The organism is Haloarchaeobius caseinilyticus (assembly GCF_051207395.1).
Taxonomy (GTDB): domain Archaea; phylum Halobacteriota; class Halobacteria; order Halobacteriales; family Natrialbaceae; genus Haloarchaeobius.
Genome location: NZ_JBPJZC010000001.1, coordinates 1,226,761 through 1,240,230, shown reverse-complemented (window position 1 = coordinate 1,240,230; position 13,470 = coordinate 1,226,761). Strand labels below are relative to the sequence as shown.

14 protein-coding genes are annotated in these 13,470 nt (G+C 65.1%); 10 read left to right on the top strand and 4 right to left on the bottom strand.

The annotated features are described in order from the left end of the window. Positions 1-3 precede the first annotated feature (3 nt). Both ACSC1P_RS06595 and ACSC1P_RS06590 read left to right on the top strand, forming a co-directional pair. The gene (locus tag ACSC1P_RS06595; RefSeq protein WP_435359341.1) at positions 4-660 is read left to right on the top strand and encodes an ArsR/SmtB family transcription factor; all 657 of its coding nucleotides are present in this window, start codon (positions 4-6) and stop codon (positions 658-660) included. A 60-nt stretch (positions 661-720) separates the two neighbouring features. Continuing rightward, on the top strand, positions 721-1,023 hold the full coding sequence (locus tag ACSC1P_RS06590) for a hypothetical protein (protein WP_435359340.1): 303 nt from the start codon (positions 721-723) through the stop codon (positions 1,021-1,023). A 1-nt stretch (position 1,024) separates the two neighbouring features. On the opposite strand, the gene ACSC1P_RS06585 is transcribed toward ACSC1P_RS06590, so the two are convergent. Next, positions 1,025-1,660: a DUF8526 domain-containing protein gene (locus tag ACSC1P_RS06585; RefSeq protein ID WP_435359339.1), complete on the bottom strand. Its 636-nt coding sequence runs from the start codon at positions 1,658-1,660 to the stop codon at positions 1,025-1,027. A 426-nt stretch (positions 1,661-2,086) separates the two neighbouring features. Between ACSC1P_RS06585 and gatD the strand changes: the two genes are divergently transcribed. The 4 genes from gatD (at position 2,087) to ACSC1P_RS06565 (ending at position 6,630) form a co-directional block, all read left to right on the top strand. Next, positions 2,087-3,343 carry a Glu-tRNA(Gln) amidotransferase subunit GatD gene (gene gatD, locus ACSC1P_RS06580; RefSeq protein ID WP_435359338.1) on the top strand — a complete coding sequence of 419 codons (1,257 nt, stop codon included), beginning with the start codon at positions 2,087-2,089 and terminating at the stop codon, positions 3,341-3,343. Then, positions 3,343-4,284, top strand: coding sequence for a GNAT family N-acetyltransferase (locus tag ACSC1P_RS06575; protein WP_435359337.1), 942 nt, complete (start codon positions 3,343-3,345; stop codon positions 4,282-4,284). The genes gatD and ACSC1P_RS06575 overlap by 1 nt, the downstream gene beginning before the upstream one ends. A 59-nt stretch (positions 4,285-4,343) precedes the next feature. Further along, positions 4,344-5,303: a phosphotransferase family protein gene (locus tag ACSC1P_RS06570; RefSeq protein ID WP_435359336.1), complete on the top strand. Its 960-nt coding sequence runs from the start codon at positions 4,344-4,346 to the stop codon at positions 5,301-5,303. Positions 5,304-5,424: 121 nt separating this feature from the next. Further along, the gene (locus ACSC1P_RS06565; RefSeq protein WP_435359335.1) at positions 5,425-6,630 is read left to right on the top strand and encodes an aminotransferase class I/II-fold pyridoxal phosphate-dependent enzyme; all 1,206 of its coding nucleotides are present in this window, start codon (positions 5,425-5,427) and stop codon (positions 6,628-6,630) included. 57 nt (positions 6,631-6,687) lie between these two features. Here ACSC1P_RS06565 and ACSC1P_RS06560 read toward each other — a convergent pair whose 3' ends face one another. The 3 genes from ACSC1P_RS06560 to ACSC1P_RS06550 form a co-directional block, all read right to left on the bottom strand. Beyond that, positions 6,688-8,166, bottom strand: coding sequence for a hypothetical protein (locus tag ACSC1P_RS06560; RefSeq protein WP_435359334.1), 1,479 nt, complete (start codon positions 8,164-8,166; stop codon positions 6,688-6,690). Positions 8,167-8,260: 94 nt separating this feature from the next. Next, on the bottom strand, positions 8,261-9,781 hold the full coding sequence (locus ACSC1P_RS06555; protein ID WP_435359333.1) for a replication factor C large subunit: 1,521 nt from the start codon (positions 9,779-9,781) through the stop codon (positions 8,261-8,263). 74 nt (positions 9,782-9,855) lie between these two features. Further along, entirely contained in the window at positions 9,856-10,488 is a 633-nt protein-coding gene (locus tag ACSC1P_RS06550; protein ID WP_435359332.1) for a TMEM175 family protein, read from the bottom strand. A gap of 138 nt (positions 10,489-10,626) precedes the next feature. Here ACSC1P_RS06550 and ACSC1P_RS06545 point away from each other — a divergent pair, with 138 nt between their 5' ends. The 4 genes from ACSC1P_RS06545 to ACSC1P_RS06530 all read left to right on the top strand — a co-directional run bounded on the left by ACSC1P_RS06545 (position 10,627) and on the right by ACSC1P_RS06530 (position 13,368). Further along, on the top strand, positions 10,627-11,202 hold the full coding sequence (locus ACSC1P_RS06545; RefSeq protein ID WP_435359331.1) for a flavodoxin domain-containing protein: 576 nt from the start codon (positions 10,627-10,629) through the stop codon (positions 11,200-11,202). A gap of 55 nt (positions 11,203-11,257) precedes the next feature. Beyond that, positions 11,258-12,097: an SDR family NAD(P)-dependent oxidoreductase gene (locus ACSC1P_RS06540; RefSeq protein ID WP_435359330.1), complete on the top strand. Its 840-nt coding sequence runs from the start codon at positions 11,258-11,260 to the stop codon at positions 12,095-12,097. A 63-nt stretch (positions 12,098-12,160) separates the two neighbouring features. Further along, on the top strand, positions 12,161-12,616 hold the full coding sequence (locus tag ACSC1P_RS06535) for a pyridoxamine 5'-phosphate oxidase family protein (protein ID WP_435359329.1): 456 nt from the start codon (positions 12,161-12,163) through the stop codon (positions 12,614-12,616). 62 nt (positions 12,617-12,678) lie between these two features. Further along, complete coding sequence (locus ACSC1P_RS06530; protein WP_435359328.1) at positions 12,679-13,368, top strand: GNAT family N-acetyltransferase; 690 nt, start codon at positions 12,679-12,681, stop codon at positions 13,366-13,368. Positions 13,369-13,470: the final 102 nt, after the last annotated feature.

Sequence of the window (13,470 nt, the reverse complement as noted above, 5' to 3'; positions counted from 1 at the left end):
TAGATGGATTCAGCGGCGCTGCTCGATCTCCTCGGGAACGAAAACCGCAGGCGTATCCTCCGACTGCTCGCACGCAAACCCTGCTACGTCACCGAGATTTCCGAATACCTGAACGTGAGTCCCAAAGCCGTCATCGAACACCTTCGCAAGCTCGAAGACGCGGGACTCATCGAGAGCCACACCGACGACCAGCGTCGCAAGTACTTCCACATCGCACGCAACCTCCGACTGGAAGTGAACGTCTCGCCGTACGGCTTCGCCACTAAGAGTGCGTATCCGGCGTCGAAGAGCCTCGACATGACGACGTGTCGCCACCTCAAACTCGACGTGCAGTACACCGAGGACCAGCACGAACCGCGCGACCTCATCGCCGACCTCTCCCGCCTCGAAGAACTGGAGAACGAGTTGTCGATGGCCCAGCGCTGGGTACAGGGCCGGATGACCGACGTGCTGGACAGAATCACCGAGACGGTCGGCGCAGGTGCTGATTCGCGCCTGTACGCGGACGTCCTCCTCGCGGTTCGCTCGTCCCCGAAGTCCGTCGTCGAAATCGCGAACTCTGTCGACGCGCCACCGGCGATGGTCGAGGAGATCCTCGCAGACCTGCAAGAGAACGGGCTGGTCCGGTACTCGACCGAGGGCTGGACGCTGGCGGACTGAGTCGGACACAGTTCCGTTCGCGCGGCGAAGACTTATCGGGGTAGTTGTACAAGAACAGACATGAACGGTCGCGTCGTCGCTGCAGTCGGTGCCCTCCTCACACTCGCAGTCCTCGTTTTGACGGTCGTCTGGACCGAACTACTCCTTGGCCTGCTCGTGGTGCTCGCCATCTGGCTTCCCTTCCAGTACTGGCGCGGGAATCCGACCGAAAACGGTCGGCTGGCACTTCTCGGTTGGTGGGCAGCCCTGCTGGTCACGTTTCTCACGGACACTGCGCACTTCCTTCTGGCCGTCGGCGTCACGGTCGTCTTGGCCTACGCTATCTGGACGTTCCTCCAGCAGAATCGTCGGATGCCGTCCTGACTCACCACGATGGTTCGTCGTCGAAGTCGTCGGGGTCCCCCGTGAGGCCGTTTCGCAGGTCACTCCCGAAGTAGTACCCGACGACGCCGCCGAGCAGGCCGAGGAACGCGCCGAAGGCGAGGAACCACTGGCCGTTCGGGAGGAACGCGAATTGCATGTTGTTGACGAGTGCGGTGAGCAGGCCAACACCACCTCCGGCCACTGCCGTTTCCGCATACCGGCCGTTCGAGGTACCCAACCCGTAGGCGAACGCGGCGATGACCATGCCGAACCACGCGCCGATACCGCCGAGTGGGGCGAACCCGCCCGCGACGAAGCCGACGGTGAGGAGGAGGCCGACCAGCAGGAACGACTTCGGGTTGAAGTAGTGCTTCCACCCAGCGTCACCGCTCGACGAGGACTGCTGCTTCGTCGCCTTCGAGCGGCTGTCGCCACCGATACCGAGGTCCACGTCGAGGCCGTCGTCGGCCTGCGATTTGCGGGACTGTTTTTGCTTCCGTTTATCTCGCTTCGAGCCGGTCTGTTGGTCAGCCGACCCAGTGTCGCCGCCTTCGAGGTCGGAGAGCAACTTGTCGGTCTCGGCGAGAATCTCCTCGGTGGACTTCTCTTTCGTCTTCTCGCCGGAGCGCTCGGACATATCCCAGAGTAGTGCGGGAACTGACAAGAGCCTTTTCGTGGTCGAGTGACAGGCGAACCGCGGTGTGTCTGGTGACTGATTCTGCCCGCGTCGATTCTGTGAACCATCCACTGTGGCGCGCGAGCGAGCGACCGCCACACGGCAGTGTGGCGTGTCGTGAATTCACGCGCGAGGGATGAGCGACACGAACGAAGTGAGTGGAGCGAATCGGTTGGGGAGGGTGTGGCTGCGGTCGTGTACACCAGCACACCAGCAGTCGTCCTCCTGTTGTCGAAACGGGACGCGGCGACGCCAGGACAGACAGCGACGTATTTCCTACGCGAACACCCGAGGACTGCCACCACTGACACGCCACCACTGCCACGCCGAAACGCGACTGTCGCCGAGAAGGATGCCTTTAGGTGCGACCGTAGCGAAGCGCCTCGCATGAATCCAGGCGACCGCATCCGCGTCACGCGGGCGGCGAGCGAGTACGAGGGCGTCCTCTTGCCCTCGTCGACGGCCGACCAGCTGGTGGTCAAACTCGACGGTGGGTACAACGTCGGTATCGACCGCGAAGACAGCGACGTCGAGGTTCTCGAACACGACGTCTACCAGATAGAGCAGGCCCAGAAGGACTCGGGCGAGACGAGCGAAGTCGAGTTCGACCCGGACCTCCCGACCATCGCGCTCATCTCCACTGGGGGAACCATCGCGTCGACGGTCGACTACCGGACCGGTGCGGTCACGGCGCAGTTCGACGCGGAGGACGTGCTCCGGGCGGTACCGGACCTCGCGGGCAGAGCGAACTACCGCGGGCGCGTCGTCGCCAACATCCTCTCCGAGAACATGGAGGTGCCAATCTGGCAGGACCTTGCGGAGGCCGTTCACGAGGAAATCGAGAACGGCGCCGACGGCGTCGTCGTCATGCACGGGACGGACACGATGCAGTACTCCGCGTCGGCGCTCTCGTTCATGCTCGACACGCCGGTCCCAATCGTCTTCACTGGCAGCCAGCGCTCGGCAGACCGCCCGTCTTCGGACAACGTGATGAATGCGGTCTGTGCCGTCGAGGCCGCAAAGGCCGACGCCGCCGAGGTCATGGTCTGCATGCACGGCTCCGAGAGCGACGACGTGTGCGCCCTGCACCGCGGCACGCGCGTCCGCAAGAACCACACCTCGCGCCGTGACGCCTTCCAGACCATCGGCGGTGAGCCACTGGGTATCGTCGACTACGACACCGAGACCGTCGAGTACCACGGCGAATACGCCGAGCGTGATTCGGTCGACCTCGACATCGCGGCAGACCTCGACTCGGATGTCGAACTCGTGAAGTTCACGCCCGGGATGGACCCCGGCTTCCTCGACGTCTGCGAGGGCAAATCCGGCGTCGTCATCGAGGGCACCGGCCTCGGGCACGTCCACACGGACTTCATCCCGAAAATCGAGGAACTGGTCGACGATGGCACCACGGTCGTCATGACCAGCCAGTGTCTCGAAGGCCGCGTCTGTGACCGCGTGTACGACACCGGCCGCGACCTGCTCGACGCGGGTATCGTCGAGGGCGAGGACCTGCTCCCGGCGACGGCGAAGGTGAAGCTGATGTGGGTGCTGGCGAACCGCGACGACAGCGAAGTCGCGCAGGCGATGCGCGAACCGCTCGCGGGCGAAATCACCGAGCAGTCCCGCCCCTGGAGCGCCTGATGCCAGAGGACGTGACCTACCGGCGGGCGACCCACGACGACCACGACGACGTGGTCGGGTTCACACAGGACACGTGGGCCGACCGCGGCGGGAGCGACTACATCCCGCGTATCTACCACGACTGGCTGGAAGACGAGGACGAGTACGACCGCCAGTTCACCTGCGCGGCCGAGGTCGACGGACAGGTCGTCTCCATCGCTCAGACCGTCCTCCTCTCCGGCCACGAGGCGTGGTGTCAGGGGATGCGGACCGACCCCGACTATCGCGGGACGGGCATCGGTCTCGAACTGACCCACCAGATGTGGGACTGGGCGCGCGACCAGGGCGCGACCGTCGCCCGCAACATGGTGTTCTCGTGGAACATGGCCGGGCTGGGCCACTCCCGCGGCGTCGGCTTCGGCCCGGCGACCGAGTTCCGCTGGATGCACCCGGACCCCGACGCAGACGCGTCAGGGCCGCTCGACACGACCGACGACCCGGCGGCGGCGTGGACGTACTGGACCGACTGCGACGCCCGCGACTACCTCAACGGACTCGGCCTCGCGATGGACGAGTCGTGGGCCGTGGTCGAACTGACCGAATCTCGGTTCGAGCGCGCTGCGGCCGAACAGTTGCTCGCAGCCGTCACCAGCGGCGACGGCCTTCGTGGGGTCACCTACCGCGTTCGCGACTACGAGCGCCCCGACGAGAACGACGAGCTGAAGCACTGGGTCGAGTACGGCGTCGCCGGCTGGGACGACCTCGACGCCCTGCGCGAACTGCTCGCCGCGATTCGCCGAGACGCGGCCGACCTCGGTGCGGACCGGACGCGGGTCCTCATCCCCGAGACGGTCGACGCCGTCTCGGATGCCTCGCTCTGTCGCGCGGGCATCTCCGACGAACCCGACTTCGTGATGGCCGCCGACCTGACGGCGGACTACCGGGCGAAGTTCGGTAACTGAGACCGCGGCACACAGCGCCCGAAAGCACTTTTACTCGGTCTTGGAAGTCGCCAACGACTATGGACGAGCGGCTCAGGTCGGCACTCCACGACGCTTTCCCGGACCGGACGGTCGATTCGACGGGCGCGTCCGGGCCATCGTGGAACGAACAGAACGAGACGGTCGGTGTCGAGTTCGAAGACGGCGACAGAATATACCTGAAGGTCGCGCTCGACGGCGACGGCTCACGAATCGCCCGCGAGTCGGCGGTACTGGCGTTCGTGCGAGCGAACAGTTCGGTACCCGTCCCGACTATCGCCGCTTGCGACCCCTCAGCGAGCGTCCCGTATCTGGCGACCGAGGAGGTAGAGGGCCGGCTTCTGCACCGAGACTGGGGCGAAGCAGACCAACCGGCGCGTGCCGCGATGGCCCGTGAGGTCGGCACGGCACTGGCGACGGTCCACGAACTCCGATTCGACGCGCACGGGCACGTGGTCGGCGGCGGCGCGTCAGGTATCGACCTCGACACGAAATCGTGGACCGACGTGCTCGTGGACACCATCGGTGAGATGCAGACGCGTGCCCCATCGGACCGATTCGACCACCACTTCGACGAGGTGGCGGCCGCCATCGAGACGAACCGCGACCTGCTGGACGACACACCGGCTGTCTTGCTCCACGGCGACCCGGCGATGCCGAACTGTTTCCAGACCGATGCGGGTGTCGGCTTTCTCGACTGGGAGATCTCCCACGTCGGCGACCCGGCCCGCGACGTGTACCGGACGCAGGACCAGCAGTTCACCGAGTCCAGTACCGACGACCCGGAACGGATGACGACGGCGTTCTACGACGGCTACCGTGCTCGGGCTGGCGGCCTACCCGACGGGTACGAGGCGCGGACGCCCATCTACGACGCGGTCCGACTGCTGGCGTACTCCGGGCACTTCGAGAACTACGTCGAGTACCTCGACGAATCGCGCGAGGAATTGGCCGACTGGGTCACAGCCGAGATGGCGCGACGACTCGACCGGATTCGGTGACTTCCGGCGGCGCGTCGACCCTCCGCGAACTATTTGCTCAGTCTGACAGACTCTCACTCCCTCGGACTGCTTGCTCCGGATTCCGAACAGTTCAAGACCCGATGTGAGAACATGTGGGCAGATGAGTGAGCGCGGCTTCGACCTCGCAGCGCGCGTCACGACGCGCAGGGACGCAGACCTCTATCGCGATATGGCCCCCGTCGACCGGGTGGCCGAGCGGAGTTACTTCGCGCCGGACCCGGGGGCAGGGATGGCGGTACTGGACGGCGAACAGCGACTCGTCCTCGCCTCGAACAACTACCTCGGTCTGACGCAGTCTGACAGGGTCCAGACAGCCGCGGCACAGGCCGCCGACGTGGTCGGGACGGGCGCAGGCGGCAGCCGCCTCGTCACTGGCGACACGCTCGTCCACCGCGACCTCGAAACACGCCTCGCGGAGGTCACGCGGACCGAGCGGGCACTGACGTTCTCCTCCGGCTACGCCGCTAACGTCGGCACCATCGCGGCCCTCTCGCCCGACGTGGTGTTCTCCGACGCCCTGAATCACGCGAGCATCGTCGACGGCTGCCGACTCTCCGATGCCGACGTGGAGGTGTACGACCACTGCAACCCGGCCAGCCTCCGCGAGTGTCTCGACGCCCGTGCCGTGATGGCCGACCCGGACGATTCGTGGCTGGTCGTGACCGACTCCGTGTTTACGATGGACGGGACGGTCGCGCCCCTCGACGCTATTTGCGACCTGGCCGAGGAGTACGGTGCGTGGGTCATGGTCGACGAAGCGCACGCGACGGGCTTGTTCGTCGACGGCGGCGGTATCGTCCAGCGCGAAGGGCTCTCTGAGCGTGTCGACATTCAAGTCGGCTCGCTCTCGGCGGCACTCGCCAGCCAGGGTGGCTACGTCGCCGGCAGCGAGGAACTGATTCGACACCTCGTGAACACCGCGCGCCCGTTCGTCTTCTCGACGGGACTCGCACCGCCTGCTGCCGCCACAGCGAGCGAAGCACTCCACATCGCCCGACACGGCGAGTGTCGTGACCGACTCTGGTCGAACGTCACGCAACTCCGGGCTGGTCTGCGCGGGCTGGGCTACGAGGTCTGGGGCGAAACGCACGTCCTCCCCGTGCTCGTCGGTGACCGGCGTGATGCACTCGCCCTCGCCGAAGCAGTCCGCGAGCGTGGCGTCGTCGTCCCGGCCATCCGTCCGCCGACGGTCCCCGAGGGAACGAGCCGACTCCGCGTGGCTCCGATGGCGACACACTCGAAATCGGACATCGAACACTGCATCGAGGCGTTCCGCGCGGCTGGTGAGGAAGTCGGTCTTCTCTGAGTGTCGGGACTCGGCATCGACGACTGCGACCGAAAAAGAACTGCTCTGTTGCTGTACTTACGCTGCGACGGGTGCCGAGAGCGACGTGGCGACGAGCGATTCGTCGCTGTCGTCGTCTGCCTGCACCGACGCGGTCTGGTCGGAGCCGGTCATCGTGATGGTCACGTCGGCGGTGGAGCCGGACGCGGTCGCCTGCGTCACGAACTGCTCGTGGCCAGCGAGGACGACGACGGTCTCGTCGCTGATTTCGACCATCCGGTAGGTGTGGTCTTCGTCCATCTGGTAGTAGCCACCCATGTCCTCACCACGGCTCTCCATCCACGACTGGTACGCGGACTGGAACTCGTCCTTCTCGGACGCATCGTCGAAGCGGAGCGTCCAGCCGAAGCCCTTCTTGTAGCTCTGGGCGTAGCTGGTGTTCTGGAACACCATCACCTTGTCCGCGCCCCAGCCTTCTGCGGCGGCGGCAGCGGTGTCACCGTCGAGTTCGGCGGTGAGCGACGAGCGGAGGAACAGTTCGCCCTTCGTCGCCTTGGAGTACTGGTTCCAGACGGAGTCGCTGCCCTGCTGGACCGACAGCTCCTTCGGGCGGTCCTCGTCGGGCATCTTGTTGTGCATGATCTGCTCCATCGAGATCGCCGGGTTGTCGTACAGCGTCTCGAACTGGGCGGTGGAGTTGACGCGGAACTTCGTGTAGCGCTCGCCCATCACGTACGGGCCGAGCGTGTACATCGAGAACGCGGAGGCGTCGGACCACTCTTCGACGGAGCGAGAGGTGGCCTCGCGGTCCATGTACTCCTCCTGGTACTCGCTCTCGAAGTAGACTGCGCTGCCTTCGACGAGGGAGGTTTCGACGTCACCGAGGTTCACGCCCTCGCTGACGAGGTTGCTCGCCAGACGGTCCTGACTGCCCTGGTAGAACTGAATCGCGTGGAGGAACTCGTGTGCGGCCGTAATCTCGGCCTCGCTCGCGTTCTGGACGCGCTCGGGGGCCGGCGCGCCGTCTTGCTTCGCGATGTAGCGCATGACGACGTTGACCTCGACGCTCCCGTCGGGGCCGGTCTGGGGCTGTGCGTAGCCAGCGACGTACACCTGCGGCGTCGACTCCGGTGCGATGCCCATCACGGACTGGAACGAGGCCTCACTGAGGCCAAGTGCCTCGGCGGAGTAGGGGTTGGTCTGTTCGGGCGTCTTCGACTGGATGGACGGCCCCTTGTCGAGGTCGGAGCCCGCCATCTCCAGCACGTTCCGGTACACCTGGTCGGCGTCGAAGCCGAGACAGGTACCGGACTCCTGGACGATGTCGTCGTCGCCGGACCCGGAGTACTCACAGACTTCCGCCTGTTGCTGTTCGGTCGTCGTCGCGGAATCGGTCGTATCCGAGCCACCGTCGGTGGTCTCGGACGTGGTCATTGCCGACGTCTCGTCTGCGGTCGGAGCGGTCGACTCTGGTGCTGAGGTCCCCTGTGAGCCGGTGTTACAGCCTGCAACCAGCAGCATGAGGGCCAACGTCAGTGCGAGCAGCGGTCGTTTCATCGGAAAACTACCTTGAAAAACAGGAGTTTGAGGACTTGAGTCTTGCGATAAAATTTCACATGGAACTGGTAGGAAGTTTTACTATGTTCCTACTTCACATCCAGTCGCCAAGACCGGACTGCCCGTCGTCTTTGGCTGCCGCTTCTGCTTTGTCAGTCTCGTCTTCTTCCGCGTCGGAGTCGTCGCCGTCGCCTGCTCCATCTGCGTCCGCGCCGCCGAGCGTTGCCTGGCCGTCGTCTCCCCCGGCGGATTCGTCTTCGCCGTCGGCCGCCGACGCGTCTTCGGCACGCGACGACCCCTCGGCGAAGCCCTCGAATGCGCCGCCGGAGTGTTCGACGGCGAGTTCCTCGCGGAGTTCTTCGGCGTCTTCGACGATGGACTGGACTTTGTTCGTGTCCGCGCCGCTGCCCGTGATGAACGACACTTCTTTGGCGTTCAGTTCGTACGCCGCCGCCATCTGGACCGTGAGTTCCCGGGGCTTGCAGTGATGCGTCATCGTCGAGAGGAACGGTAGCACGTCTCGCCGCGCCGTCGCCATGCTGAACCCGCCAGTCTCCGCGATTCGCCGGGCGATGGCGTCGCGCTTCTTCCGGGTCGCCTTCGACCGGCCGAGTTTCGACCAGTAGCTCGGCGGCCCGTAGCGCGTCCAGCCACTGTGGTCGTGACGACGGGCGGCCGCGACGCCCGCGGCGACGTTGTCGGTCGCGTACTTCCAGAACGAGTAGTCCTGTGTCGCCCGGACGCGCCCGAGCCACATGTCGGCCCGCGAGAGGTAGTCGTAGGCGTCGGCGAGTTCGTCGCCGCGGTAGTCCTTCGGGACGTTGTCCTCGACCCAGTTGAGCAGGTCGTCGGGCGTCTCGTCCACGTCGTAGGCCGCGTACAGCGACTCCTGTGCGCCCTTGTTCTTGATGACGTCGTCGAGGAAGTCGAAGATGCCCTCGGTCGTGTCGCGCTCGCCGGTCACCACGTCGTCGACGGTCAGCGGCTTGCCCGGCTCTGCCGCAGCCTGCAGGTCGTTCACGGCCGAGCGGAGGTCGCCGCTCGTGTTGTCGGCGATTTTGCGCAGGGCCTCCTTCTCGAACTCGATGCCTTCCTGCCGACAGATGTCGCGCAGGACGGGGACGATAGAGCGCGCCGACACGTCGCGGAACTGGATGTCCTCACAGGCGTTTCGCAGCCCGTTGCTCATGTCGTAGAACTCGTTCGCGATGAGGACGATCGGCTGGTTGGCGCTCTTTACGACCTTCGTCACCTCGCGCGAGCCACCGTAGTCCGCGTTCCCGTGGAAGTTGTCGGCCTCGTCGAGAATCACGAGCCGTCGGCCGCCGGTCCCGCCGGTCAGCGTACCGGACTTCGCCGCTTCGCCCGCGATACGTTCGACCACGTCGGCGGTTCGCGAGTCGCTCGCGTTCAGTTCCATCACCGGCCAGCCCATGTCCGAGGCCAGTGCGTGCGCCGCCGAGGTCTTGCCCACCCCGGGCGAGCCGTGGAGGATGGCCGCCTTCCGGTGGCTGTCCCACGAGTCCGCCCACTTCTTGAGCTGTCCGCGGGCTTTGTCGTTGCCCCGGACCGCAGACAGCGTCGATGGCCGGTATTTCTCCGTCCAGTCGGTCATTGGCGGTGATTGGAGTGAACCGCGTTTAGTGGTTGCGGAGACGCCGACGCGAGAGTCGAGTTCGAGTGTCGCGGTCAGACTTCGTCCTCGGCGATGCGCACGACCCGTAACTCGAACAGCGCGTTCAGTGGGACGATGAGCAACCAGCTGAGTATCGCCAGATCGACGTCCACCGCCGCGACGGCGATCGAACAGAGGAACACCGTCGGCGTCACGAGAAACCGCGCCGCCCGCGCTAAGACGAGTCGAGAGGTCAGGCCGTCTTCGACCAGATTCTTCCAGCCCGCGTACAGCCACAGCAGGGCGAGGGTGTAGCCCGTCGCGGCCTGTGTCACCGCGTAGAACGAGACGCCAAAGCGGTTCGGGTGGTCGGTGAACAGGTCGGTTGCGAACGGGAGGAACGCGACGAACATCAGGAAAAAGAGGTTGAGCCACAGGAGCTTGCGGTCGTGAGCGGTGACGTAGATGAACACCCGACGATGTAGCATCCAGTACAGGCCGATGACGAGGAAGCTGAGGGCGTAGCCGAACAGTTCGTGGCGCTGATCGAAGACGAGCGTCGGAAGGACACTGTCCGACGTGCCCGGGGGAAGCTTCGGGACGGTGAGGTCGAATACGAGTAAGGTAATCGCGATGGCGATGACGCCGTCGCTGAAGGCGACGAGTCGACTAGTCTCGGCGCGTTCGTACTCGGCCACCTTCGGCATGCCAGTTCTAGAGGCGGTCGTATCAGAAAACGATTCGCGTCTTCTGGATAGTTGGCAGTCGGTTTCGTTCTCACCTGTAGAGAATCCTATCACGGATTCATCGTCGTCGAGAGAGACGTATCGACTGGTGCTACACGCATGGCTACCATCCTCGTCAGCTACGCAACCGGTGAGGGACAGACGGCGAACGTCGCGGCCGCCATCGAACGCGACCTCGCGAGCCACGGCCACGCGGTCACGACGGTCGACATCGCCGAGTTGCCACCGACCCTCGACGTGGCAGCGTTCGACGCCGTGGTCGTCGGCGCCTCCATCCACATGGGGAAACACCAGGACAGCGTAGCGGCGTTCGTCCGTGCGAACCGGCCCGCGCTCTCCGCACGGCCGTCCGCGTTCTTCCAGGTGTGCCTCTCCAGCGCCGTCGACGACGACGAGCGACGACGTGAGGCCGAGGGATACGTCGAGTCGTTCGTCGCGGAGACGAGTTGGCACCCCGACCGGGTCGCCAGTTTCGGCGGCGCGCTCCGCTACTCCGAGTACGGTCTGCTCAAGCGCGTGCTCATGAAGCGTCTCGCGAAAGACGCGACCGGCGACATCGACACCTCGCGGGACTACGAGTACACCGACTGGGACGACGTGGACCGCTTCGCCGACGGTTTCGCGACGTTCGTCGAGGCGGCTCCGGGCCCGACCGAGTCGACGATAGACCGGTGAGTCGGTGTCCAGTGTTCCGAGACGGGTTTTTGCCAGTTCCCACCGTATACACAGTATGACTGACCTATCGGACACCGTCGCGCTCGTGACCGGTGCGAGTCGCGGCGTCGGCCGGGGTATCGCGGTCGAACTCGGGGCGGCCGGCGCGACCGTCTACGTCACCGGCCGGAGTGTCGCGGGCGACACGACCGAAGACATGCCCGGGACCGTCACCGAGACGGCGACACTCGTCACCGAGGCCGGCGGCGAGGGCATCGCGGTCCAGTGCGACCACACCGACGACGCGGCCGTCGAGTTGCTGTTCCAGCGAATCGAGTCCGAACAGGACCGTCTCAACCTGCTCGTGAACAACGTCTGGGGCGGCTACGAGGCACACGACGAGACGTTCGGCTTCCCGTTCTGGAAACAGCCACTCGACCGCTGGGACCGAATGTTCGACGCGGGCGTCCGGGCGCACTTCACGGCCAGTCGGCTGGCCGCGCCGCTCATGCGGAAACAGGGGTCGGGCCTCATCGTCGGTATCTCGGCGGGTGACGGCCAGAAGTTCCGCGGAAGCGTGCCCTACGACACGGCCAAGACCGCGGTCGACCGCCTCCATCAGGGGATGGCGTACGAACTCGAACCGGACGGCGTAACGTCGCTGGTCCTCTACCCAGGGTTCACCCGGACCGAGCGCGTCGTCGCGTCGTTCGAATCGGTCGACGAACCGCTTCCCTCGGACACGCACTCGGTCGAATTCGTCGGCCGGGCTATCGTCGCGCTGGCGGCCGATTCAGACGTGCTGACGAAGACCGGCGGCATCTACAAGGTCGGCGACCTCGCCCGCGAATACGACTTCCGCGACACGGACGGGAGCCAGCCAGTCCCGTACGAACTGGAGACGGACCCGCTGTAGAGACCACGCGCTGGGGAGCCTGCCCACAGGCGACTTTTTGCTGCTTCGGAACCAACACATCGTATGGAAGACATGCGTTCGGTCCGACTGTCAGACGAGGCACGAGACGAATTCCTGGGTCGTGGAGGAACGGGTGTCCTGTCGTTCGCCAGCGATGTCGACCAGCCGCCGTACACGATTCCGGTGTCGTACGGGTACGACGCCGAGGAGACGACGTTCTACTTCCGACTCGCGATGGGTGAAGACCACGGGAAGACCGAGTTCGTCGACCGCGACCGCCCGGTCTCGCTCGTCGTCTCGGACCGTACCGACGACGGCTGGCGAAGTGTCGTCGCCTCGGGGACGCTCAACGAAGTGACCGAAGGCGCGGTCGGAAACGAGATTCTCGACCGGATGGCGCGCATCCAACTCCCGCTGGTCGACGTGTTCGACCGGGACCCACGCGAGGTGACGTTCCGGTTCTTCCGGCTCCGCCCGACCGAAATCGGCGCGCGAGCAGAAGCGAAGTCTGACGACTGATCGACGGAAGATTTCTGAACACGCGGGATAAATTTTATTTCGTGTTACAGTGGGTGTTACGTATGTTCCCCGAGACGCTGGAGACGCCGCGGCTTCGACTGACGGCACTCACCGCAGAGACGGTCGACGTACGGACGCTGCACGACGCCCTGTTCACCGTCGACCGGGAGCGTGTCGAAGACGAACTTCGCTGGCTCCCGTGGGAGCCACACCGCACACTGAAAGAGACACACGAGTACGTCGCCGAGTGCAGCCAGCAGTGGGCTGAGCGCGACCGCGCGACGTACGTCATCCGGCTGGGTCCAGGGTTCGACGACGAAGGTGACATCGTCGGACTGACCTACCTCGACTGTTTCTGGCCGCGTCGTACCGGGGAGATGGTGATGTGGACGCGCCGGGCGTACTGGAATCAGGGATTTATGACGGAGTACGGCCGGGCCATCTACGACCTCGCGTTCTGTGAGTTAGACCTCGACCTGATGATCGCCGACGCCATCGACGGGAACGACCGCGGGTACACCATCTTCACGCACATGACCGAGGTGTTCGACGGGCAGTACGATGGTGTCCTGCGCAACCGTCTCCCCGACGGCGACGTGGTTCACGACGTACATCGCTTCAGCATCACGCAGCCACAGTACCTCGTGGCGATGGGCTACGAAGCGGCCGAGGAACTGGAACACGGCCCCGACGCGGACCCGGAGCGAGCGGACCGCATCGACGTGACGCCGAAGACGCCCACCGCCAACTGAGTTCGAGCGAGTCTCGCCGTGGGTGCAGTTCTTCGACTTCGTTCGCTACTGTCGTCCTTGCTGGTCGTGCCGTAGCGGTTATGCGCTGGCCCGGCGAACCGG

What these genes read in the sequence shown, in the direction of transcription:
- gatD (WP_435359338.1), top strand. Translation starts at nt 2,087, where the DNA reads ATGAATCCAGGCGACCGCATCCGCGTCACGCGGGCGGCGAGCGAGTAC.
- ACSC1P_RS06590 (WP_435359340.1), top strand. Translation starts at nt 721, where the DNA reads ATGAACGGTCGCGTCGTCGCTGCAGTCGGTGCCCTCCTCACACTCGCA.
- ACSC1P_RS06575 (WP_435359337.1), top strand. Translation starts at nt 3,343, where the DNA reads ATGCCAGAGGACGTGACCTACCGGCGGGCGACCCACGACGACCACGAC.
- ACSC1P_RS06585 (WP_435359339.1), bottom strand. Translation starts at nt 1,660, where the DNA reads ATGTCCGAGCGCTCCGGCGAGAAGACGAAAGAGAAGTCCACCGAGGAG.
- ACSC1P_RS06535 (WP_435359329.1), top strand. Translation starts at nt 12,161, where the DNA reads ATGGAAGACATGCGTTCGGTCCGACTGTCAGACGAGGCACGAGACGAA.
- ACSC1P_RS06530 (WP_435359328.1), top strand. Translation starts at nt 12,679, where the DNA reads ATGTTCCCCGAGACGCTGGAGACGCCGCGGCTTCGACTGACGGCACTC.
- ACSC1P_RS06560 (WP_435359334.1), bottom strand. Translation starts at nt 8,166, where the DNA reads ATGAAACGACCGCTGCTCGCACTGACGTTGGCCCTCATGCTGCTGGTT.
- ACSC1P_RS06550 (WP_435359332.1), bottom strand. Translation starts at nt 10,488, where the DNA reads ATGCCGAAGGTGGCCGAGTACGAACGCGCCGAGACTAGTCGACTCGTC.
- ACSC1P_RS06565 (WP_435359335.1), top strand. Translation starts at nt 5,425, where the DNA reads ATGAGTGAGCGCGGCTTCGACCTCGCAGCGCGCGTCACGACGCGCAGG.
- ACSC1P_RS06570 (WP_435359336.1), top strand. Translation starts at nt 4,344, where the DNA reads ATGGACGAGCGGCTCAGGTCGGCACTCCACGACGCTTTCCCGGACCGG.
- ACSC1P_RS06555 (WP_435359333.1), bottom strand. Translation starts at nt 9,781, where the DNA reads ATGACCGACTGGACGGAGAAATACCGGCCATCGACGCTGTCTGCGGTC.
- ACSC1P_RS06545 (WP_435359331.1), top strand. Translation starts at nt 10,627, where the DNA reads ATGGCTACCATCCTCGTCAGCTACGCAACCGGTGAGGGACAGACGGCG.
- ACSC1P_RS06595 (WP_435359341.1), top strand. Translation starts at nt 4, where the DNA reads ATGGATTCAGCGGCGCTGCTCGATCTCCTCGGGAACGAAAACCGCAGG.
- ACSC1P_RS06540 (WP_435359330.1), top strand. Translation starts at nt 11,258, where the DNA reads ATGACTGACCTATCGGACACCGTCGCGCTCGTGACCGGTGCGAGTCGC.